This window comes from Providencia sp. LY12 (genome assembly GCF_057621555.1).
The window spans coordinates 2,813,109-2,833,239 of sequence record NZ_CM172594.1 but is presented as its reverse complement, the minus strand read 5'-3'; the positions used below and the strand labels follow the sequence as shown (position 1 = coordinate 2,833,239).

General features: G+C 43.6%; 19 protein-coding genes. 17 read left to right on the top strand and 2 right to left on the bottom strand.

Annotated elements, in window-relative coordinates; all coding sequences use genetic code 11:
- Nucleotides 1–1,004 precede the first annotated feature (1,004 nt).
- From ACY3ZI_RS13455 to glnB, 5 genes are read left to right on the top strand one after another with little or no spacing between them, the layout of a single operon-like run.
- A complete protein-coding gene (locus tag ACY3ZI_RS13455; RefSeq protein WP_036949462.1) occupies nucleotides 1,005–2,444 on the top strand; it encodes a sensor histidine kinase in 1,440 nt (479 codons plus the stop codon).
- Nucleotides 2,445–2,446: 2 nt separating this feature from the next.
- Nucleotides 2,447–3,259 (top strand): two-component system QseEF-associated lipoprotein QseG, encoded by an 813-nt coding sequence (gene qseG / locus ACY3ZI_RS13450; protein WP_487375322.1) that lies wholly within the window; start codon nucleotides 2,447–2,449, stop codon nucleotides 3,257–3,259.
- Entirely contained in the window at nucleotides 3,256–4,596 is a 1,341-nt protein-coding gene (gene glrR, locus ACY3ZI_RS13445; protein ID WP_132495578.1) for a two-component system response regulator GlrR, read from the top strand. The genes qseG and glrR overlap by 4 nt, the downstream gene beginning before the upstream one ends.
- 41 nt (nucleotides 4,597–4,637) lie before the next feature.
- Complete coding sequence (locus ACY3ZI_RS13440) at nucleotides 4,638–6,260, top strand: NAD+ synthase (protein ID WP_487375321.1); 1,623 nt, start codon at nucleotides 4,638–4,640, stop codon at nucleotides 6,258–6,260.
- Between the two features lie 12 nt (nucleotides 6,261–6,272).
- Nucleotides 6,273–6,611 carry a nitrogen regulatory protein P-II gene (gene glnB, locus ACY3ZI_RS13435; RefSeq protein ID WP_004921424.1) on the top strand — a complete coding sequence of 113 codons (339 nt, stop codon included), beginning with the start codon at nucleotides 6,273–6,275 and terminating at the stop codon, nucleotides 6,609–6,611.
- 186 nt (nucleotides 6,612–6,797) lie between these two features.
- On the opposite strand, the gene hmpA is transcribed toward glnB, so the two are convergent.
- The gene (gene hmpA, locus ACY3ZI_RS13430) at nucleotides 6,798–7,997 is read right to left on the bottom strand and encodes an NO-inducible flavohemoprotein (protein WP_211886156.1); all 1,200 of its coding nucleotides are present in this window, start codon (nucleotides 7,995–7,997) and stop codon (nucleotides 6,798–6,800) included.
- 350 nt (nucleotides 7,998–8,347) lie between these two features.
- On the opposite strand from hmpA, the gene glyA reads away from it, so the two are divergent.
- Together glyA and ACY3ZI_RS13420 are read left to right on the top strand one after the other, a co-directional pair.
- Nucleotides 8,348–9,601 carry a serine hydroxymethyltransferase gene (glyA, locus tag ACY3ZI_RS13425; RefSeq protein ID WP_036949469.1) on the top strand — a complete coding sequence of 418 codons (1,254 nt, stop codon included), beginning with the start codon at nucleotides 8,348–8,350 and terminating at the stop codon, nucleotides 9,599–9,601.
- 129 nt (nucleotides 9,602–9,730) lie between these two features.
- A complete protein-coding gene (locus ACY3ZI_RS13420; protein WP_487375320.1) occupies nucleotides 9,731–10,882 on the top strand; it encodes a 3-phenylpropionate MFS transporter in 1,152 nt (383 codons plus the stop codon).
- A gap of 81 nt (nucleotides 10,883–10,963) precedes the next feature.
- On the opposite strand, the gene suhB is transcribed toward ACY3ZI_RS13420, so the two are convergent.
- The gene (gene suhB / locus ACY3ZI_RS13415) at nucleotides 10,964–11,767 is read right to left on the bottom strand and encodes an inositol-1-monophosphatase (protein WP_211886153.1); all 804 of its coding nucleotides are present in this window, start codon (nucleotides 11,765–11,767) and stop codon (nucleotides 10,964–10,966) included.
- A gap of 124 nt (nucleotides 11,768–11,891) precedes the next feature.
- Between suhB and trmJ the strand changes: the two genes are divergently transcribed.
- The 10 genes from trmJ to pepB all read left to right on the top strand — a co-directional run bounded on the left by trmJ (nucleotide 11,892) and on the right by pepB (nucleotide 20,099).
- On the top strand, nucleotides 11,892–12,623 hold the full coding sequence (gene trmJ / locus ACY3ZI_RS13410; RefSeq protein ID WP_211886152.1) for a tRNA (cytosine(32)/uridine(32)-2'-O)-methyltransferase TrmJ: 732 nt from the start codon (nucleotides 11,892–11,894) through the stop codon (nucleotides 12,621–12,623).
- Between the two features lie 117 nt (nucleotides 12,624–12,740).
- On the top strand, nucleotides 12,741–13,238 hold the full coding sequence (gene iscR, locus ACY3ZI_RS13405) for a Fe-S cluster assembly transcriptional regulator IscR (RefSeq protein WP_036949477.1): 498 nt from the start codon (nucleotides 12,741–12,743) through the stop codon (nucleotides 13,236–13,238).
- A gap of 128 nt (nucleotides 13,239–13,366) precedes the next feature.
- Complete coding sequence (locus ACY3ZI_RS13400) at nucleotides 13,367–14,581, top strand: IscS subfamily cysteine desulfurase (RefSeq protein WP_132495564.1); 1,215 nt, start codon at nucleotides 13,367–13,369, stop codon at nucleotides 14,579–14,581.
- A gap of 24 nt (nucleotides 14,582–14,605) precedes the next feature.
- Nucleotides 14,606–14,992, top strand: coding sequence for a Fe-S cluster assembly scaffold IscU (gene iscU, locus ACY3ZI_RS13395; protein ID WP_036949481.1), 387 nt, complete (start codon nucleotides 14,606–14,608; stop codon nucleotides 14,990–14,992).
- Nucleotides 14,993–15,196: 204 nt separating this feature from the next.
- Nucleotides 15,197–15,520, top strand: a complete 324-nt coding sequence (gene iscA / locus ACY3ZI_RS13390) for an iron-sulfur cluster assembly protein IscA (RefSeq protein ID WP_154628970.1) — start codon at nucleotides 15,197–15,199, stop codon at nucleotides 15,518–15,520.
- Between the two features lie 112 nt (nucleotides 15,521–15,632).
- Nucleotides 15,633–16,154, top strand: a complete 522-nt coding sequence (hscB, locus tag ACY3ZI_RS13385; RefSeq protein WP_036949485.1) for a co-chaperone HscB — start codon at nucleotides 15,633–15,635, stop codon at nucleotides 16,152–16,154.
- A 12-nt stretch (nucleotides 16,155–16,166) separates the two neighbouring features.
- A complete protein-coding gene (hscA, locus tag ACY3ZI_RS13380) occupies nucleotides 16,167–18,017 on the top strand; it encodes a Fe-S protein assembly chaperone HscA (RefSeq protein WP_154633966.1) in 1,851 nt (616 codons plus the stop codon).
- Nucleotides 18,018–18,019: 2 nt separating this feature from the next.
- Nucleotides 18,020–18,352 (top strand): ISC system 2Fe-2S type ferredoxin, encoded by a 333-nt coding sequence (gene fdx, locus ACY3ZI_RS13375; protein WP_132495558.1) that lies wholly within the window; start codon nucleotides 18,020–18,022, stop codon nucleotides 18,350–18,352.
- Nucleotides 18,353–18,359: 7 nt separating this feature from the next.
- Nucleotides 18,360–18,560, top strand: a complete 201-nt coding sequence (gene iscX, locus ACY3ZI_RS13370; RefSeq protein WP_006661301.1) for a Fe-S cluster assembly protein IscX — start codon at nucleotides 18,360–18,362, stop codon at nucleotides 18,558–18,560.
- Nucleotides 18,561–18,803: 243 nt separating this feature from the next.
- Nucleotides 18,804–20,099, top strand: coding sequence for an aminopeptidase PepB (pepB, locus tag ACY3ZI_RS13365; RefSeq protein WP_154602673.1), 1,296 nt, complete (start codon nucleotides 18,804–18,806; stop codon nucleotides 20,097–20,099).
- The last annotated feature ends 32 nt before the right edge of the window (nucleotides 20,100–20,131 follow it).

Sequence of the window (20,131 nt, the reverse complement as noted above, 5' to 3'; positions counted from 1 at the left end):
TAGGAGACCATTTGCCAGTCTTATATCAATATAGGGATGGATAAGCTAGCGGAATAACATAAAATTCTGACGTACATCAGAAATGAAACGCGCAGGATCATAGCGATAATAAATAGGATGGCAATATTTTATTTGGGCTTCAAGAATCGATATATACCGTCCATTCAACGCTAAATAGATAGGTTTAAAGAGAATATAAATAATAGAAGATAGGTAAATTTTCTGGAGTGTCTACTATTCGCGACAAATAGGGTTTGCTAGTGTCTCCAAAAGGAGACATTTATCTTGTTGATAAACAAGTGATTTAAAAATCACGGAATTCACTGTCTTAAATTGGAGACAGATTCATGGTGAGTTAGTGGTATTTTTCATCACTCATAACAATTCAAAAATGATATAAACAAGTAAGAAAATAAATTTATATAAAAATCAGTTAGATAAAAATTTTATTGAAAAGTTGGCACGGGTTGTGCATAATATCCATCAGTTGCTCATTCAATTGCTTATGTAGGTCCAAGCTTGGGGAAACCTAGCAAATGGGAACATACCACATAAAACCCGAATGATGCCAAAGTAAGGTGCCTACCGTCCAAATCATCGATATTCGCTTTCGAGCTTTATCAAACACAGGGCGACACGTGGAGTGAGGCACCACCTATATGATTATCTTTAATGAAAGACATAGTCATATGAAAAAAATCGACATTCAAGCGTAATGCCGAGTATCGCTGGCGGAGGTGAGAAGCAATTCTTCCCTCCGCCTTCCCATTTCTGGGGCATCAATATTCCTTTCTATCAAGTTTATTCTTTCTATCGAATTAATCCTTCCATTCAATCATAGTATATTTAATCTATTTATCTGAAATCATTCACGTTTAGCTCACTTTCTTGGCATGTTCATTGCTATCTATCTGTCTATTGGTTTATCTATCATCAATGTAAACAGCACTTTTCGCATTAACGGGAGTTCTGCTACCATTGAATTACATATAAACAGGTAAGAGATGAATGCGTTGAGTAAATTGCGCCTTTTTCCGCGCTCATTGCGGCAGCTAGTGGTCATGGCTTTTTGGTTAGTCCTTTTGCCATTACTGGTACTGGCTTATCAGGCTTATCAAAGTCTAGAACAATTGAGCAACCAAGCGGCAGATATCAATAAAACTACGCTGCTTGATGCTCGGCGCAGTGAAGCGATGAGTAGCCTCGCACTGGAAATGGAGCGCAGTTATCGCCAGTATTGTGTATTGCAAGACAAAGCCTTACAGACGCAGTATCAAAAGCAGTTTGCTGATTATGAACAGATGCTGGAACGTCAAAAAACTATTTTGCCAGAGACTCCTGAAGTGCTGGGGCTCTTTACTGGGCTACAAAAGCTAAAAGCGATCAGTTGTGAAAATAATGAGCCGATGGAAGCCACGACTAAAGTGTTAGAGCAATTCTCCGCGCAAAATACGGCTGTCGTTCAGCAAACTCGAGAGGTGATTTTTAGCCGCGGTGAACAGCTTCAAAAAGCCATTGCCAATAAAGGACAATTATTTGGTTGGCAAACATTGATCCTCTTCTTGCTGAGCGCGCTGTTGGTGACCTTATTTACTCGTATGATTATCGGTCCGGTTAAAATCATTGAGCGTATGATTAACCGTTTAGGGACGGGGCTGACTCTGGAAAATGATACTGATCGCTTTAAAGGCCCGAGAGAGCTGAGGATCATTGCTCAGCGAATTATATGGTTAAGTGAGCGGTTGGCTTGGTTAGAATCCCAGCGCCATGAGTTTTTACGTCATATTTCCCATGAGCTGAAAACGCCATTAGCCAGTATGCGAGAAGGAACGGAATTATTGGCAGATGAGGTTGCAGGCCCGTTAACTAGCTCGCAAAAAGAGGTGGTTGATATTCTTGATCAGAGCAGTAAGCATCTTCAGCAACTTATTGAACAGCTTCTTGACTATAATCGGAAATTAGTCGATGAGCCGCCCGTTGCCCAGCAAGTCGATTTGAAAAAGCTTATTGAAGATATTGTTAATGCACATAATTTACCCGCAAGAGCGAAAGATATTACCACTGATATTCGCTTAAAAGTGGACAGTTGCCTTGCAGAACCGACCTTACTCGGAAGGGTTATTGATAATATCTACTCCAATGCGGTGCACTATGGTGGCGAATCAGGTAATATTTGGATCTCAAGTCGCAGAACAGGGAATAAATTACTCATTGAGGTTGCCAATACGGGCACGCCTATCCCTGAGTCTGAGCAAAATATGATTTTTGAACCTTTCTATCAAGGCAGCCTCCAAAGAAAAGGCGCCGTCAAAGGAAGTGGGTTAGGGCTTAGCATCGCGCAAGATTGTATTAAGCAGATGGGTGGTGAATTATCATTAGTGCCACATAAATCAGCGGATGTTTGCTTCCGAATTGAACTGCCTTTAACCGCAGAGAACGAATAATAATGCAAAACAGGTCTACAGATTTCTTGGTGGTATTGTGTAATGCAGTACTGTCGAAGACAAAAGCAATCTCAATTCGCCGTGGGACAAGTATTAAGTCTTCCCGCGCGGGTACTCCTTTGGGAATAATTCTATTCTCGCTCATTTTAACAGGGTGTGTGGCGAAGAACGGTCAATCACCATTAGAAACTCTAGCTAAAGTTGTTATCCCAGAAGTGAAAACCACGGATTACCGTTATGCTTCTTGCGAATCAATTTGGGAAAATCAAGAGCCTGTCTCACAGGAAAATGCCCTCTATTGGTTACGCATGATGGGCTGTGTGGACAGAATGGATGCTGACAAAGCGCGTGCTGAAGCGAAAAAGATTGAAGTGAATGATTGGTCTACTTCATTTACTAAAAATATTCTATTAGGTTCAGCGGAGCCAACAATCGCTGAACGTCGCCAAATGCTCGATAGCATCAACACCTATAGTTTGAGCTTCCCAACACCAATTCGCCCATTATTGCAATTGTGGCGCGAGCAGCAGGTTCAAGCGATCAACCTTGCAGATGCGAATGCACGTTATAAACGTATGCAGCAAGAGATGGATGCAAAGCTTGACCGTCTAAAAGAAGATAATGCCAAGTTGCGTTTTGAGCTTAATAACACTTCCCGCAAGTTAGAAAACTTGACGGATATTGAACGCCAGCTCTCTTCTCGCAAGAAAAATGCGAATGAAGTTGAAAAAGAAGATGAAGCCGCTGTTGCTGCGCCAACAGAAGCGAAGCCAGCTTCAGCCGAACAGAATTCCTCGGAGAATAAAGCACAATGACTGGTCGTAAGTCAGCTAACTTACTTTTGGTGGATGATGATCCTAGCCTGCTAAAATTGCTTGGTATGCGGTTGAGTAGTGAAGGTTTTAAAGTCTCAACAGCGGAAAGTGGGCCTGAAGCATTAAAATTACTCCAGAAAGAAAAAATCGATCTCGTGATTAGTGATTTACGAATGGATGAAATGGATGGCATGGCGCTGTTTGATGAAGTGCAAAAAGCCCATCCTAATCTTCCGGTGATTATTCTCACTGCTCATGGTTCGATCCCTGATGCGGTTGCGGCAACGCAGCGCGGAGTGTTTAGTTTCTTAACCAAACCCGTTGATAAAGACGCGCTTTATAAAGCCATTGATGAAGCATTAGCATTATCTTCCACACCGATTAGCGATGAAGAGTGGAGCGCTGGCATTGTCACGCGTAGCCCGCTAATGATCCGTTTGCTTGAACAGGCTCATATGGTGGCACAATCGGATGTGAGCGTGCTGATTAATGGGCAAAGTGGGACGGGTAAAGAAGTATTAGCACAAGCGATTCATAAAGTGAGTCCACGTGCTCATAAACCGTTTATCGCAATTAACTGTGGCGCATTACCTGAACAATTACTTGAGTCTGAACTGTTTGGGCATGCTAAAGGCGCGTTTACCGGTGCAGTCAGTAGCCGTGAAGGGCTGTTTTTTGCAGCCAGCGGAGGAACGCTCTTTTTAGACGAAATTGGTGATATGCCAATGCCGCTGCAAGTCAAATTGCTGCGTGTTCTACAAGAACGTAAAGTTCGCCCGCTAGGTAGCAACCGCGATTTAGATATTGATGTACGCATTATTTCTGCGACCCACCGTAACTTACCGAAAGCGATGGAAAAAAACGAGTTCCGTGAGGATCTCTATTATCGCTTGAATGTAGTGAACCTGCGCATCCCTGCGTTGAATGAACGCGCAGAAGATATTCCATTATTAGCTAATCATTTATTACGTGAAGCTGCGAGTCGCCATAAACCATTTGTTCGCAGTTTTTCGAGCGATGCGATGAAGTGCTTGATGACCGCAAGCTGGCCCGGAAACGTGCGCCAGTTAGTGAACGTGATTGAGCAGTGTGTTGCATTGACGACATCTCCAGTGATCAGCGAAGCCCTCGTTAGCCAAGCTCTGGAAGGTGAAAATACGGCGCTACCGACCTTTGTGGAAGCGCGTAACCAATTCGAATTAAATTATCTGCGTAAATTATTGCAGATGACCAAAGGCAACGTGACCCAAGCTGCACGCATGGCGGGACGCAACCGTACTGAGTTTTATAAATTACTCGGGCGTCACGATTTAGAAGCGAATGATTTTAAAGAATAAAACCTTTATAGCCTAAAGGATTAAGGGAGAACAAACACGTTATGAGCCGTAAGCTTAATATCTCACTGGCACAACTTAACTGGCTGGTTGGCGACATCGAAGGCAACTGCGAGCGTATGTTGCAAACTGTTGAAGAACAGGCTGAAAACACTGATATCGTCATGTTTTCTGAGCTGGCTCTAACAGGGTATTCCCCTGAAGATTTACTTTTCCGCCACGATTTTGAAGAGCGATGCACTGCGCAATTAAAACGTTTACAACAAGCTAGCGGTCAATGCGGGATCATCGTGGGTCACCCGTGGTACGAAGATAATGAAATTTATAACGCATTATCATTTTTCTACCAAGGCAAGCTATTAGCCCGTTACTTTAAGCAAGAACTGCCTAATTACGGCGTTTTTGATGAGCCTCGTTACTTCACGGCGGCGGAAAAAACGTGCGTGGTGGAATTCAAAGGTTATCAGCTCGGTTTACTGATTTGCGAAGATATTTGGTATGACGAGCCAATTGATGCGGTGAAAGGGGCGGGGGCTGAGTTGGTTCTCACCATTAATGCTTCACCGTATGATTTAAATAAAGAGCATATTCGTAGTGATCTGCTGGTGGAACATGCGCAGCGTACCGGTTTGCCGATTGTTTATCTGAACCAAGTGGGTGGACAAGACGAACTTGTGTTTGATGGCGGCTCTAAAGTGCTGGCAAATAAAGGCAAGCAAGTCTACCAAATGGCTGAATTTGCAGAGCAAGTGGCGACAGTCACCTTTGAAGATGTGAAATTAGTGACTGAGCAGACGAAGCAGCCTGAAGCGCCGCAAATTGCTCAGGTATATCAAGCATTAGTCTTAGCTACCCGCGATTACATCAACAAAAATGGCTTTAATGGGGCGATTTTAGGGTTATCCGGTGGGATTGATTCAGGATTAACCGTGGCGATTGCGGCAGATGCTATCGGTAAAGAGCGAGTTCAAGCGGTTATGATGCCGTTCCGTTACACCTCTGAAATGAGCATCCATGATGCTAAAGAGCAGGCGGAATTACTGGGTGTTGAGTTTGATATCGTTTCCATTGAACCGATGTTTGATGCCTTTATGGCACAATTGCAGCCGATGTTTGAAGGGACTCAACCGGATACCACGGAAGAGAATTTACAAGCCCGTTGTCGCGCCGTGATCTTAATGGCGATGTCCAATAAGCGCCGCCGTTTAGTGCTGACGACTAGCAATAAAAGTGAATCTGCAGTTGGGTATTCAACGTTGTATGGCGATATGGCAGGGGGCTTTGATGTCCTGAAAGATGTGCCAAAAACGCTGGTCTTTGAACTGGCTAAATATCGTAATACAATATCGCCAGCAATTCCGCAGCGCGTGATTGATAGACCACCTTCAGCGGAGCTGGCTCCAGGGCAATTAGACCAAGATAGTTTACCGCCATACGATGTGTTAGATGCCATCTTAGACGGTTATGTAGAAAAAGATTTATCTGTGGCTGACCTTATCAAGCTCGGATTTGATAGAGAAATTGTTCGCAAAGTTGTGCGTCTTGTCGATATTAACGAATATAAACGCCGTCAGGCTCCTGTTGGACCGCGGATCACAATGCGTAATTTCGGTAAAGATCGTCGTTATCCGATTACCTCAGGTTTTGGCCGCAAAAACTGGTCATAACAGGAACTGAAAATGAAAAAAATTGATGCAATTATAAAGCCATTCAAACTTGATGATGTGCGCGAAGCGTTAGCTGAAGTGGGGATCACCGGCATGACAGTGACTGAAGTGAAAGGCTTTGGTCGCCAAAAAGGTCACACTGAACTGTATCGTGGTGCGGAATATATGGTGGATTTTTTACCAAAGGTAAAAATTGAAATCGTTGTGCCGGATGATATTGTTGAAAGCTGTGTAGAAACCATTATGCAAACGGCGCAAACCGGCAAAATCGGTGATGGGAAAATCTTTGTGTATGACGTTGCTCGCGTCATTCGTATTCGTACAGGTGAGCAAGACGAAGAAGCAATTTAATTTTTGTTCTAGTTGGCGGATTAGCTTTTAGGCTGGCGAGTTAGCTAGAATGAAAAATGCGGTAACGGGATAAATATATCTTACATGGGATGATAATATATTTATATGCGAGTCCGTTACCGCAAAAATTAAAAATTTATATAAACTAAATCTTTAAAAACAATTCACTATAATGAATAACTGCAATTAATTTAACGGTAATACTTTATGAGGACCGAAACACTCATAATGAATGTTATCGGCAGTAACACCCATTTCAATTAGCTGTTTTCCAACATGCTGCATAAAGCCAACAGGTCCACAGAAATAGAATTGCATATTTGGCTGAAGCACTTTCTCTTTGACTTGCGTTAAATCCAGTAATCCACAGTATTGGTAATCTTCACCCTGTTTATCTTGTGGTGCTGGCTGGTTAAACCAGACTGCCGAATGACCTTGGGTATGTTGTGACATCAATTGGCTAACTTCTTGATTAAAAGCGTGTACATCCCCATTTTCAGCGGCGTGTAGCCAATTCACAGGTGCTTGATGTTGGTGCATAGTGAGGTGGTTAAGCATGCTGAGCATTGGTGTTAAGCCGACGCCAGCAGAGATTAAAGTCACTGGCGTTTTCGGTTCGACATCAAGGTAAAAGTCACCGCAAGGTGGCGCTAAACGAACAATATCGCCTTCATTGAGATTTTGATGTAAGAAGCCTGAAACGATGCCTTGCTCTTCACGTTTTACCGCAATACGGTAGGTTTTCCCATTTGGCGCAGTAGTGAGTGAATACTGGCGAATCTCTTGATTTTCAAAACTATTTTCATTCAGGTATACAGTAATATATTGCCCTGGACGATAATCGGCCACAGCTTTACCATCTACCGGAGTGAGTTCAAAACTGGTGATAACGGCACTTTGAGGCTGTTTTTTAGTGACTTTAAATTCACGTAAGCCTTCCCATCCGCCAGATTTTTCCGCATTTTCATGGTAGATCGCGTTTTCACGGTTAATGAAAATATCCGCCAGTACGCCATAAGCTCTTCCCCATGCGTCCAACACTTCCTGACCTGGGCTCAGTAGCTCATCAATCGCAGCGAGCAGATTTTCCCCAACAATCGGGTAATGCTCTGGTTTGATATTTAAGCTGGCATGTTTTTGCGCAATTTTTTCCACTGCACCAATTAATGCTTCAGGGGTTTCAATATGGATGGCATAGGCGCAAATGGCGTTGAATAGGGCTTCACGCTGATCGCCATTCGTTTGATTTCTCATATTGAAAATATCTTTCAGTTCAGGATGTTGTTTAAACATTCTGTCATAAAAGTGAGCGGTTAATTTAGGGCCAGTTGCTGCGATGGCAGGGATGGTGGATTTAATTGTGGCGATAGTTTGTTGATCAAGCATACAGGTACTCCTGAATTATTTTCATAATATTATGAATTTATAAACATGCATTTTGTATGCAACTTATAATATTTAGCGGGAAATGTAAATAATTAACGCATCAAAAAGTGGGGGAATTCACCGCAAAATTAGAGGTAGCTAGCAAAGTTAGATATTCGTCTCGGTATTATTGAAATGTGCGCTATTATATTTTGTGTTGTTTAAAGGTATCTGAAAGCAAAAAAATTAATGCAATCGTTTGCGTATATTTTTTCTTAGGGGCTATCTCAACGACGAAAAAGAGTTTACACTGTCAGTCATTAAGTTGAATTGATTGTTACCTTATTGAATTGCTGAGGCAGGAGAAGCGAATGTTAAAGCGTGAAATGAATATTGCAGATTACGACCCACAACTGTGGGAAGCAATGGAAAAAGAAGTACAACGTCAAGAAGAACATATTGAATTAATTGCTTCTGAAAACTATACCAGCCCACGAGTTATGCAGGCTCAAGGCTCTCAGCTGACCAATAAGTATGCGGAAGGTTATCCAACTAAACGTTATTATGGTGGTTGTGAATTCGTTGATGTGGTTGAGCAATTAGCTATCGACCGCGCAAAAGAGTTATTTGGTGCTGACTACGCAAACGTACAGCCACACTCAGGTTCACAAGCTAACGCTGCCGTCTATATGGCGCTGCTGCAACCAGGCGACACAGTATTAGGTATGAACCTTGCACACGGCGGTCACTTAACTCACGGTTCCCCAGTAAACTTCTCCGGTAAACTGTATAACATCGTTCCTTACGGTATCGATGAAAGCGGTAAAATTGATTACGACGATATCGCGGCTCAAGCGAAAAAACATCAACCAAAAATGATCATTGGCGGCTTCTCCGCATACTCAGGTGTGGTTGATTGGGCTAAAATGCGTGAAATCGCTGACAGCATCGGTGCTTACCTGTTCGTTGATATGGCTCACGTTGCGGGTCTAGTTGCCGCGGGTGTTTATCCTAACCCAGTTCCACATGCTCACGTAGTTACTACAACAACCCATAAAACATTAGCGGGTCCACGCGGTGGTCTGATTTTAGCCAAAGGTGGCGACGAAGACCTGTACAAGCGTCTGAACTCTGCGGTATTCCCAGGTTCTCAAGGCGGTCCTCTGATGCACGTTATCGCAGGTAAAGCGGTAGCACTGAAAGAAGCGATGGAGCCAGCGTTCAAGACTTACCAACAGCAAGTCGCTAAAAATGCGAAAGCAATGGTTGAAGTTTTCCAAAAACGCGGCTTTAAAGTGGTATCTGGCGGTACTGAAAACCACCTGTTCTTAGTTGACTTAGTTGACAAAGATATCACGGGTAAAGACGCTGATGCTGCACTGGGTCGCGCAAACATTACAGTAAACAAAAACAGCGTACCTAACGATCCGAAGAGCCCGTTTGTGACTTCTGGTGTACGTATTGGTTCTCCTGCAATTACACGTCGTGGCTTCAATGAAGCAGATGCACGCGAGCTAGCTGGCTGGATGTGTGATATTCTGGATAACCTCAATGACGAAGCGACCATTGAAGCTGTTAAACAGAAAGTATTAGCTATCTGCAAAAAATACCCAGTTTATGCATAATGGCAATATGCCCATAAAGTAAGCTGAATTAGCATGATAAACCCGCTTCTACACTTGTAAAAGCGGGTTTTTTGTTGTCAGTTGTAAACCCCTTCATAGAGAGGGTGATATGAAAATAAGGGAGGAGTGATGGTTATTCCATCAACGCGTTGGCTAGCGATTGATTATTTTACCTACTTTTTTGCTTACAGTATTTTCCTACCATTTTGGTCAGTGTGGCTACAAGGTGAGGGAATAGATGCAGAAATGATAGGGCTGTTGTTAGGTATCGGGCTTGCGGCGCGTTTTCTTGGTGCGATGTTTATCACCCCCCAAGTCAAAGAGCCTTCCAAGCTGATCAATGCATTACGATTACTGGCGGCGCTTTCCCTTATATTCTCCATTGGATTTTCGTTCGGCTCCCATTGGGCTTGGCTGATGTTTGTCATGATAGGGTTTAACCTCTTTTTTGCCCCTATGGTGCCATTAGGTGATTCACTGGCAGGAACATGGCAGAAACAATTTACGTTTGATTACGGCAAAATCCGCGTTTGGGGCTCCATCGCCTTTATTATTGGCTCATCGTCGATGGGCTATTTCGCTGGTGTGTGGGGACATATCTCTATCATGGTAGCGCTGGTGATCAGCTGCGCTGCCCTATTACTGGGGGCGATGCTAAAACCGGCAATTATGCCCGCGGGTGTGGCAAAAGTAGATGGGGCAAATAAGGTCTCATTTAAACAGCTGATTGCAGATAAAAATGTGCTGTTGTTTTTAATCTGTGTAACTTTATTACAAGGTGCGCACGCCGCTTATTATGGATTTGCCTCGCTGTTCTGGAAAGAAGCGGGTTATTCCGATTTAGTGATCGGTAATTTATGGTCGCTGGGTGTAGTGGCAGAAGTGATCGTATTTATGCTGAGCCATCGATTATTCCGACGTTGGAGTGCTCGTAATTTACTCTTATTATCCGCAGTTTGTGGGATTATCCGCTGGGGAATGATGGGGGCATTTACTGCATTACCAGTCTTAATTATTGTTCAAATCTTACATAGCGGAACCTTCACCGTTTGCCACTTAGCGGCAATGCGCTTTATTAGTGCGCGTAAAGAAAATGAAATCATTCCGCTACAAGGCGCTTATTCTGCATTAGCGACTGGGGGAGGGCTTGCGGTGATCACGATTATGGTCGGTTATATTTATGAACGTATGCCTGAACAACATGGCGTCGTGTTTTATTTGATGGCGCTCTTGGCTGTGCCTGCGCTGTTTATTCGACCAAAAGTGACGGCTCAGTCTTAGACTGAAGTTGTCGTAACGCAATAATAAAAAGGGCGCTTAGTTTTCACTAGCGCCCTTTTAGCAAATTTAACGAGGGTTAAATTAACGTTTTAATGCTTCAGATAATTCATCTTTCATAGCAGCCAGAATATCGCGAACAACGCGTGGGCTACCTGCAACTAAGTTGCCAGATGCTAAATAGTTATGACCGCCTACGAAGTCAGTCATGATCCCGCCAGCTTCACGCATGATCAGTTCACCGCCTAAGAAATCCCATGGTTTTAAACCGATTTCGAAGTAGGCATCAACGCGACCTGCTGCCACGTAACATAAATCCAGAGCTGCTGAACCTGTGCGGCGGAAATCTGCACACTGGTCAAACATTTTACCCATGATGTTCATGTAGATAGATGCGTGTTGCTTGTGTTTGAATGGGAAGCCAGTTGCGACAACTGCGCCTTCAAGGTCGCGCTTCTCAGCCATACGTAAACGGTAGCCGTTCATTTGAGCGCCTTGACCACGTACCGCAGTAAATAATTCGTTACGCATTGGGTCATAGACAGCAGCAACCTCTGTACGGCCTTTTACGCGTACAGCGATAGAAACTGAGAAGTGAGGGAAACGTTTTGTGAAGTTTGTGGTGCCATCCAGTGGATCAATTACCCATTGAATATCTTCATCTTTACCTAATAACTCACCACTTTCTTCAGTGATGATAGTGTGGTCTGGGTAAGATTTACGAATAATATCAACGATGATTTGTTCAGCGTCACGGTCAACGTTAGTGACGAAATCGTTAGCACCCTTTTGGGTTACTGTTACGTTCTGAGGATCTTCATAGTTTTTAGCTATGTAATTACCAGCCTTACGTGCAGCACGTATGGCGATGTTAAGCATCGGATGCATGGGTATTTTCCACTGGGATGTTAAAGAACGAAAATCAAGAGACGCAAAGTATATAGATGTTCGTCACAATAAGCAATTTTGTGTTAGACTCTTGCGATTAATTTTTCATGACAACGTATAAACCATGCTAGAAAATATTCGTATCGTTCTTGTTGAAACCTCACACACTGGCAATATGGGCTCAACGGCTCGCGCAATGAAAACCATGGGGCTTTCAAATCTCTATTTAGTTAATCCACTCGTCGAACCTGATTCCCATGCTATCGCATTATCTGCGGGAGCAAGTGATGTGATTGGTAATGCAAAAATCGTAAAATCTCTCGATGAAGCATTAGAAGGGTGCAAATTAGTCATTGGTACCAGCGCCCGTTCTCGTACACTTTCTTGGCCAATGGTCGAGCCTCGTGAATGTGGTGTGAAGTCTGTTGAACAATCAAAAGAGTCACCCGTCGCGATTGTTTTTGGTCGTGAGCGTGTCGGTTTAACCAACGAAGAATTACAAAAATGTAATTACCATTTGTATATTCCGACCAATCCAGAATACGGCTCGTTGAATTTGGCAATGGCGGTTCAACTAGTTAGCTACGAGATTCGCATGGCGCATTTGGCAATTGCTGAAAAAAATACGCAAACATCGACCGATGATGAGGTAGAATATCCACCAGCTGAAGATTTAGAACGTTTCTATGTTCATCTTGAAAACGTGTTGAATGAATCGGGCTTTATTCGCAAGGCACACCCGGGGTTAATTATGAATAAACTGCGACGTTTATTTACCCGTGCCCATGTTGAAACCCAAGAGTTGCACATTCTTCGCGGCATTTTGACATCAATGGAAAAATGGGCGAAAAAATGAGGTTAATGCCGTGGTAAAGTGAGCATAATACTTGAGTAAATTAGTCAGGTAAATAGTTGACCAAATTACTCAGGTATGTCACAATTGCTGCATATTTTACCACGGAGTATTTATGTTATGAGACTCACTTCCAAAGGGCGTTACGCAGTAACTGCGATGCTAGATGTCGCGTTACACTCTCAGACAGGTCCAGTACCTTTAGCTGACATTTCTGAACGTCAGGGAATTTCCCTCTCTTATCTTGAGCAACTCTTCTCTCGTTTACGTAAAAACGATTTAGTTTCTAGTGTTCGCGGTCCTGGTGGCGGTTATCTGCTTGGGCGTGATGCTGACCAAATCTTTGTTGCTGAAGTAATTGCTGCGGTTGATGAATCCGTAGATGCAACCCGTTGTCAGGGTAATAAAGAAGGTTGTCAAAATGGCGACCGCTGCTTAACTCACGCATTATGGCGTGACCTAAGCGATAGAATCACCAGTTTCCTTAGCAGCATCAGCCTTGATGAGCTGGTTAAGAACCAAGAAGTTCTGGATGTTGCTGATAGGCAAGATAATGAAAAGCGTAAAACAATGCCGAACGGCATTACGCCAGAATCCATTATCAATGTTCGTGCCTAATATAAAATAGATTATAAATTGCAGTCGATCACCAAATGGTGAAAAAGCCCAGCCTATAGCGGCTTGCATCATTGGGGTCATTAAAAAATTAAAGGCAAAGTTGTCTTGTCCTTTGGAGTATGTGAGCAATGAAATTACCGATTTATCTAGATTATTCAGCAACTACGCCTGTCGACCCGCGCGTTGCTGAAAAAATGATGCAATGTCTAACAATGGATGGGAATTTTGGTAACCCAGCATCTCGTTCACACCGTTTCGGCTGGCAAGCTGAAGAGGCGGTAGATATTGCTCGTAATCAAATCGCTGAATTAGTGAATGCGGATCCTCGCGAAATCGTCTTCACATCAGGTGCAACAGAATCTGATAACTTAGCTATCAAAGGTGCTGCCCAGTTCTATCAGAAAAAAGGCAAGCACGTCATCACTTGTAAAACAGAACATAAAGCCGTTCTGGATACATGCCGTCAATTAGAGCGTGAAGGTTTTGAAGTGACTTACTTAGCACCTCAAAGCAACGGCTTAATTGACCTGAAAGAGTTAGAAGCGGCAATGCGCGAAGACACCATTTTAGTGTCAATCATGCACGTGAATAACGAAATCGGTATTGTTCAGGACATCGCTACAATCGGCGAATTATGCCGTAGCCGTGGCATCGTATTCCACGTTGATGCAACCCAAAGCGTCGGTAAATTACCTATCGACCTGTCTGCGCTAAAAGTTGACCTGATGTCATTCTCTGCACACAAACTGTACGGACCAATGGGTATCGGCGCACTGTATGTTCGTCGTAAACCACGTATTCGTTTGGAAGCGCAGCAACACGGTGGTGGTCATGAACGTGGTATGCGTTCAGGAACTTTACCTGTTCACCAAATCGTGGGCATGGGTGAAGCTTACCGTATCGCTAAAGAAGAAATGGCTCAAGAATCTGAACGTCTGCGTGGTTTACGCTTACGTTTATGGAACGGCATTAAAGATATCGAAGAAGTTTACCTGAACGGTGACTTAGAAAATGGTGCGCCGCACATTCTGAACGTCAGCTTCAACTATGTTGAAGGTGAGTCATTAATGATGTCGCTGAAAGATTTAGCAGTTTCCTCAGGTTCAGCATGTACTTCTGCAAGCTTAGAACCTTCATACGTGCTGCGTGCTTTAGGTATGAATGACGAACTGGCTCATAGCTCAATTCGCTTCTCTTTCGGTCGCTTTACGACTGAAGAAGAAATTGACTATGCAATTAAACAAATTCATGGTGCGATCGGCCACTTACGTGAGCTGTCTCCTTTATGGGATATGTTTAAAGCAGGCGTAGATCTCAACAGCATCGAATGGTCTCACCATTAATCAGACAGTTTCAGGAGTTTAAAAATGGCTTACAGCGAAAAAGTTATCGATCATTATGAAAATCCACGTAACGTCGGTTCATTTGATAACAATGATCCAAGTGTGGGTAGCGGTATGGTAGGTGCACCTGCTTGTGGTGACGTTATGAAGTTACAAATCAAAGTAAATGATGACGGTATCATCGAAGATGCACGCTTTAAAACCTATGGTTGCGGCTCTGCAATTGCTTCAAGTTCACTGGTAACTGAGTGGATGAAAGGCAAAAGCTTAGACGAAGCTGAGTCAATCAAAAATACAGCGATCGCAGAAGAGTTAGAATTACCGCCAGTGAAAATTCACTGCTCAATTCTGGCTGAAGATGCAATCAAAGCTGCTATTGCTGATTACAAAAGCAAACGCCAAGGCAAATAATAGATAAATATCAGTAAGTAAGGGCTGTACCTTAGAGCATATAAACAACAAAAATAGACAGCCCACGACTGATAGATAAACTCAAATTAATTAAAGGTGTATTTATTATGCAACTTTAAATATAATGAGTTGTACCGATGATTTGAAGGCGGATGCTAATAATTTCTAGCATCTGCCTTGTTTGTTTCTAAAGTGAGGTTTGCAATGTCGATTTCTCTTACTGAAAGTGCAGCGCAACGAATTCAAGCATTCTTGAATAATCGTGGTAAAGGCGAAGGCTTGCGTTTGGGTGTAAGAACTTCAGGTTGCTCGGGAATGGCATACGTGCTTGAATTCGCTGATGTAATTAATGAAGAAGACACCGTTTTTGAAGACAAGGGTGTTAAGGTCATCGTTGATGGCAAAAGCATGGTTTATTTAGACGGCACTGAGCTGGATTTCGTAAAAGAAGGCTTAAACGAAGGGTTTAAATTTAATAACCCTAACGTTAACAGTGAATGCGGATGCGGTGAAAGTTTTCACGTATAATGTCTTCAAATGAGCATGACTTTGACCAATGTAACTAACGTGGCGTTAATGACCACATGATCTTTAGCTAAGCTTAGCTACATTGGTACCCGGTTCGAGAAACTGAGCACTTATGGATTACTTTACTCTTTTTGGGCTAACCCCTAATTACGCGATTGATAGTGAGCAACTTACACATCGTTTTCAAGAATTACAGCGACAATATCATCCCGATCGCTTTGCAACCTGTTCAGAACAGGAAAAAATGCAAGCACTACAACATGCTGCAACTATCAATGCGGCATATCAATCCCTTCGTCATCCGCTGAAACGTGCGGAATATATGCTGTTACTACATGGTTTTGATATAAATAACGAACAACATACCATGCATGACACTGCATTTCTGATGGAGCAACTCGAATTACGCGAAGAGTTAGATAACATCGAAAATAGCCCGCAAGCTCTTGAGCGGGTGTCTGCCTTTATGAAAAATGTCAAACAAATGCAACAGACGCGCAGTGCCTTGATGGTTTCAGAACTCGATGCGATGCAGTGGGAAAAAGCCGCTGATACCGTCCGAAAATTGCGTTTTCTCGATAAGTTACAGCAACAAGCTGAGCAACTCGAAGAACGGTTACTAGACGACTTTTAAGAGAAAACGATTATGTCTTTATTACAAATTAGCGAACCAGGAATGACCGCCGCGCCGCACCAACGCAAGTTGGCGGCAGGGATCGATCTTGGTACAACACACTCTCTGATTGCCACTGTTCGTAGTGGTGAAGCAGCTGCATTGCCCGATGAAAAAGGGCGCTATTTGCTTCCTTCTGTAGTTAATTATCAAGCAGATAACCGCATTGTGGGTTGGGAAGCGAAACAGTTATCCGAACAAGATCCTGTCAACACCGTGATTTCGGTGAAACGCATGATGGGGCGTTCATTAGCGGATATTCAAAAACGTTATCCGGATTTACCTTATCAGCTAACTGCTAGCGAAAATGGTTTACCATTTATTCAAACGGCAGCAGGGCAAGTGGATCCTATTCAAGTTTCTGCTGACATTTTAAAAACGTTGGCAAAACGCGCAGAGCAAACTCTTGGCGGTGAAATGGATGGCGTGGTGATCACGGTTCCAGCTTACTTCGACGATGCCCAGCGTCAAGGCACCAAAGATGCCGCTCGTTTGGCGGGCTTGCATGTTTTGCGTTTACTGAATGAACCTACTGCCGCCGCGATTGCTTATGGCTTAGATTCCGGTCAAGAAGGGGTTATCGCCGTTTATGATTTAGGTGGCGGCACATTTGACGTGTCGATTTTACGCCTGAGCCGCGGTGTCTTTGAAGTGTTGGCAACAGGTGGTGACACGGCGTTGGGTGGCGATGATTTTGACCACGTATTAGCGCAATGGATTGCACAGCAAGCGGGGCTTTCCATTCAGGGTGATCACCATTTAACGCGCCAATTATTGAACATTGCCACCGAAACAAAAATCGCATTAAGTGACGCTGATTCCGCGACAATCACTTTGCCAAATTGGCAGGGTACAGTGAGCCGTGAAACGTTTGAATCGCTGATTGAAACCCACATCAAACGTACACTGATGGCGTGCCGTCGTGCCTTAAAAGATGCCGGCGTAGAAAATGACGATGTCTTAAATGTGGTAATGGTCGGCGGTTCGACTCGCGTACCATTAGTTCGTGAAAAAGTGGGGGAGTTTTTTGGTCGTACACCATTAACCTCCATCGACCCAGATAAAGTCGTGGCTATCGGCGCTGCAATTCAAGCGGATATTTTAGTGGGTAATAAACCAGACAGCGACATGCTGCTATTGGATGTTATCCCGCTATCATTAGGTTTGGAAACCATGGGCGGTTTGGTGGAAAAAGTGATCCCACGAAATACCACCATCCCTGTCGCCCGTGCGCAAGAGTTCACAACATTTAAAGATGGACAAACCGCCATGAGCGTTCACGTTGTACAAGGTGAGCGTGAAATGGTTTCGGATTGCCGTTCATTAGCGCGCTTTACGCTACGTGACATTCCGCCAATGGCGGCAGGTGGCGCACATATTCGTGTCACATTCCAAGTGGATGCAGATGGTTTACTCAGTGTGAGTGCCATGGAAAAATCCACGGGTGTTGCCGCATCGATTCAAGTTAAGCCATCCTACGGTTTAACTGACACCGAAATTTCAACCATGATTAAAGATTCAATGACTAACGCGCAAGATGATTTAAATGCGCGCCGCCTAGCGGAGCAAAAAGTTGAAGCGGCAAGAGTGCTTGAAAGTTTAACGAGCGCATTAGAGCAAGATGCACATTTACTGACTCCAACCGAAGAGTCAGAAATTGATAATGCGGTCAATGAGTTAATCCAAGCAGTAGAAGGTACAGACCCTACTGTTATTGAAAATGCAATTAAACAACTGGATAAGAAATCCCAAGAATTTGCCGCTCGCCGAATGGATGCATCTATTCGTCAGGCGCTGTCAGGCCATTCTGTGGATGAGATATAATTATGCCTAAAATCGTTTTTTTACCTCATAGTACGTTATGTCCGGAAGGTGCTGTAGTCGAAGCACAAGAGGGCGAATCTATTTTAGACGTAGCACTGCGCAATGGAATTGAAATCGACCATGCCTGCGAAAAATCCTGTGCATGTACAACCTGTCACTGCATTGTTCGTGAAGGCTTTGACTCTCTCGAAGAAAGCAGCGAACTCGAAGATGACATGCTAGATAAAGCCTGGGGCCTAGAGCCAGAAAGTCGTCTAAGCTGTCAGGCACGTGTTGCGGATGAAGACCTCGTTGTCGATCTTCCGAAATATACTATCAACCATGCTAGAGAATGAGTTAGCTATGAGCCTAAAATGGACAAACAGTCGTGAAATCGGTGAAGCGCTCTATGATGCTTACCCGGATACAGACCCAAAAACCGTGCGTTTCACGGATATGCATCAATGGATCTGCGACTTAGAAGATTTTGAGGATGACCCTCAAAAATCTAACGAAAAAATCCTCGAAGCTATTCTATTAGTCTGGCTGGACGAATACGAATAAGTTTCGTGGATAAAAAACCGGATAGCACTGAATAGGTTGCATCCGGTTTTTTTTCGTCTGTAACAGACTGCATAAGAAATTAAAATGGTTCAAAAGAACCTATTAGTCTGATAGAAACTAAACTCAATAACGTTGCCATTTTTAGGGTATAGTTGGCGAATTAGTAAAGATTGATAGCAGAAAGTGATAAGCTAAATTCAAGATCCCGCAACAATCAACTTAGTGGATAAAGTGAGAAGAATAATGACCAAACAAATTATGCCAGTCATGATTACATGCGAACCAGCAGCTCCATGCTGGGGTGAAGGAGCTCTATTAAGTTCAAACGATAAAGGCATGACTATCCACCTTAAGCATCCGGGTAAGCTGTGTGCTGTACAAAGTGCTGGTCGTAAGTTAGATAGCCAAGGCATTCGCAATGTTTCATTAACGGGCGAAGGTTGGGACTTAGAAAAAAGTTGGGCATTTTGGCAAGGTTTCCGCGCACCAAAAGGGGCGAGAACTATCGAATGGCCAGCATTGCAAGAAGCGGATCGCAAAGAATTAGAACAGCGCATCAATACCATTGATTGGGTTCGCGATATTATCAATGCGCCAGCAGAAGAATTAGGTCCAGAGCAACTGGCTCAACGTTCAATCGATTTACTGTGCAAAGTGGGCGCTCAAGATATCAGCTACCGCATTGTCAAAGGCGATGACTTACTAGAACAAGGTTATGCAGGTATTCATACTGTGGGTCGTGGGTCTAGCCGTCCTCCAGTATTGCTGGCATTGGATTACAACCCAGGCAAAGATGAGAAAGCGCCAGTATTCGCCTGTTTAGTCGGTAAAGGCATTACCTTCGATTCAGGGGGTTATAGCATTAAGCCATCTGCTTCAATGAACTCAATGAAAGCAGATATGGGCGGCGCAGCAACATTAGTGGGTTCTTTAGCGCTGGCGATCACGCGTGGTTTAAACAAACGCGTAAAATTATTCCTGTGTATTGCAGACAACATGGTTAGCGGCAATGCCTTTAAATTAGGGGATATTATCCGTTATCGTAATGGCAAATCTGTTGAAATCATGAACACAGATGCTGAAGGGCGTTTAGTCTTAGCGGATGGTTTAATTGATGCAAGCAAAGAGAAACCAACGTTATTAATCGATGCGGCAACCTTAACTGGGGCTGCGAAAACAGCTGTGGGTAATGACTACCACTCGGTACTGAGCTTTGATGACAAATTAGTGGCAGAATTAATGTCAGCATCAGATGAAGAGTTCGAGTTATTCTGGCGCTTACCATTAGCTGAATTCCACCGTCAACAACTGCCTTCTGGTTTTGCTGATCTGAACAATATTGCAGCGCCTTCGCATACTGCGGGTGCAAGCACTGCGGCAGCCTTTTTGTCTCACTTTGTTGAAAATTATCGTCAAAACTGGGTACATATCGATTGTTCAGCAACTTACCGTAAATCGCCAGTGAGCTTATGGGCTGAAGGGGCAACCGGTATTGGTGTGAGAACATTAGCCAACTTACTTCTCAAAAAATCAAAATAATTCGAGTTATAATGAAATCGCAGTGGTGCAGT

Excerpts from the sequence above, each read along its gene's own strand:
- ACY3ZI_RS13455 (WP_036949462.1), top strand. The coding sequence starts at position 1,005 with ATGAATGCGTTGAGTAAATTGCGCCTTTTTCCGCGCTCATTGCGGCAG.
- qseG (WP_487375322.1), top strand. The coding sequence starts at position 2,447 with ATGCAAAACAGGTCTACAGATTTCTTGGTGGTATTGTGTAATGCAGTA.
- glrR (WP_132495578.1), top strand. The coding sequence starts at position 3,256 with ATGACTGGTCGTAAGTCAGCTAACTTACTTTTGGTGGATGATGATCCT.
- ACY3ZI_RS13440 (WP_487375321.1), top strand. The coding sequence starts at position 4,638 with ATGAGCCGTAAGCTTAATATCTCACTGGCACAACTTAACTGGCTGGTT.
- glnB (WP_004921424.1), top strand. The coding sequence starts at position 6,273 with ATGAAAAAAATTGATGCAATTATAAAGCCATTCAAACTTGATGATGTG.
- hmpA (WP_211886156.1), bottom strand. The coding sequence starts at position 7,997 with ATGCTTGATCAACAAACTATCGCCACAATTAAATCCACCATCCCTGCC.
- glyA (WP_036949469.1), top strand. The coding sequence starts at position 8,348 with ATGTTAAAGCGTGAAATGAATATTGCAGATTACGACCCACAACTGTGG.
- ACY3ZI_RS13420 (WP_487375320.1), top strand. The coding sequence starts at position 9,731 with ATGGTTATTCCATCAACGCGTTGGCTAGCGATTGATTATTTTACCTAC.
- suhB (WP_211886153.1), bottom strand. The coding sequence starts at position 11,767 with ATGCATCCGATGCTTAACATCGCCATACGTGCTGCACGTAAGGCTGGT.
- trmJ (WP_211886152.1), top strand. The coding sequence starts at position 11,892 with ATGCTAGAAAATATTCGTATCGTTCTTGTTGAAACCTCACACACTGGC.
- iscR (WP_036949477.1), top strand. The coding sequence starts at position 12,741 with ATGAGACTCACTTCCAAAGGGCGTTACGCAGTAACTGCGATGCTAGAT.
- ACY3ZI_RS13400 (WP_132495564.1), top strand. The coding sequence starts at position 13,367 with ATGAAATTACCGATTTATCTAGATTATTCAGCAACTACGCCTGTCGAC.
- iscU (WP_036949481.1), top strand. The coding sequence starts at position 14,606 with ATGGCTTACAGCGAAAAAGTTATCGATCATTATGAAAATCCACGTAAC.
- iscA (WP_154628970.1), top strand. The coding sequence starts at position 15,197 with ATGTCGATTTCTCTTACTGAAAGTGCAGCGCAACGAATTCAAGCATTC.
- hscB (WP_036949485.1), top strand. The coding sequence starts at position 15,633 with ATGGATTACTTTACTCTTTTTGGGCTAACCCCTAATTACGCGATTGAT.
- hscA (WP_154633966.1), top strand. The coding sequence starts at position 16,167 with ATGTCTTTATTACAAATTAGCGAACCAGGAATGACCGCCGCGCCGCAC.
- fdx (WP_132495558.1), top strand. The coding sequence starts at position 18,020 with ATGCCTAAAATCGTTTTTTTACCTCATAGTACGTTATGTCCGGAAGGT.
- iscX (WP_006661301.1), top strand. The coding sequence starts at position 18,360 with ATGAGCCTAAAATGGACAAACAGTCGTGAAATCGGTGAAGCGCTCTAT.
- pepB (WP_154602673.1), top strand. The coding sequence starts at position 18,804 with ATGACCAAACAAATTATGCCAGTCATGATTACATGCGAACCAGCAGCT.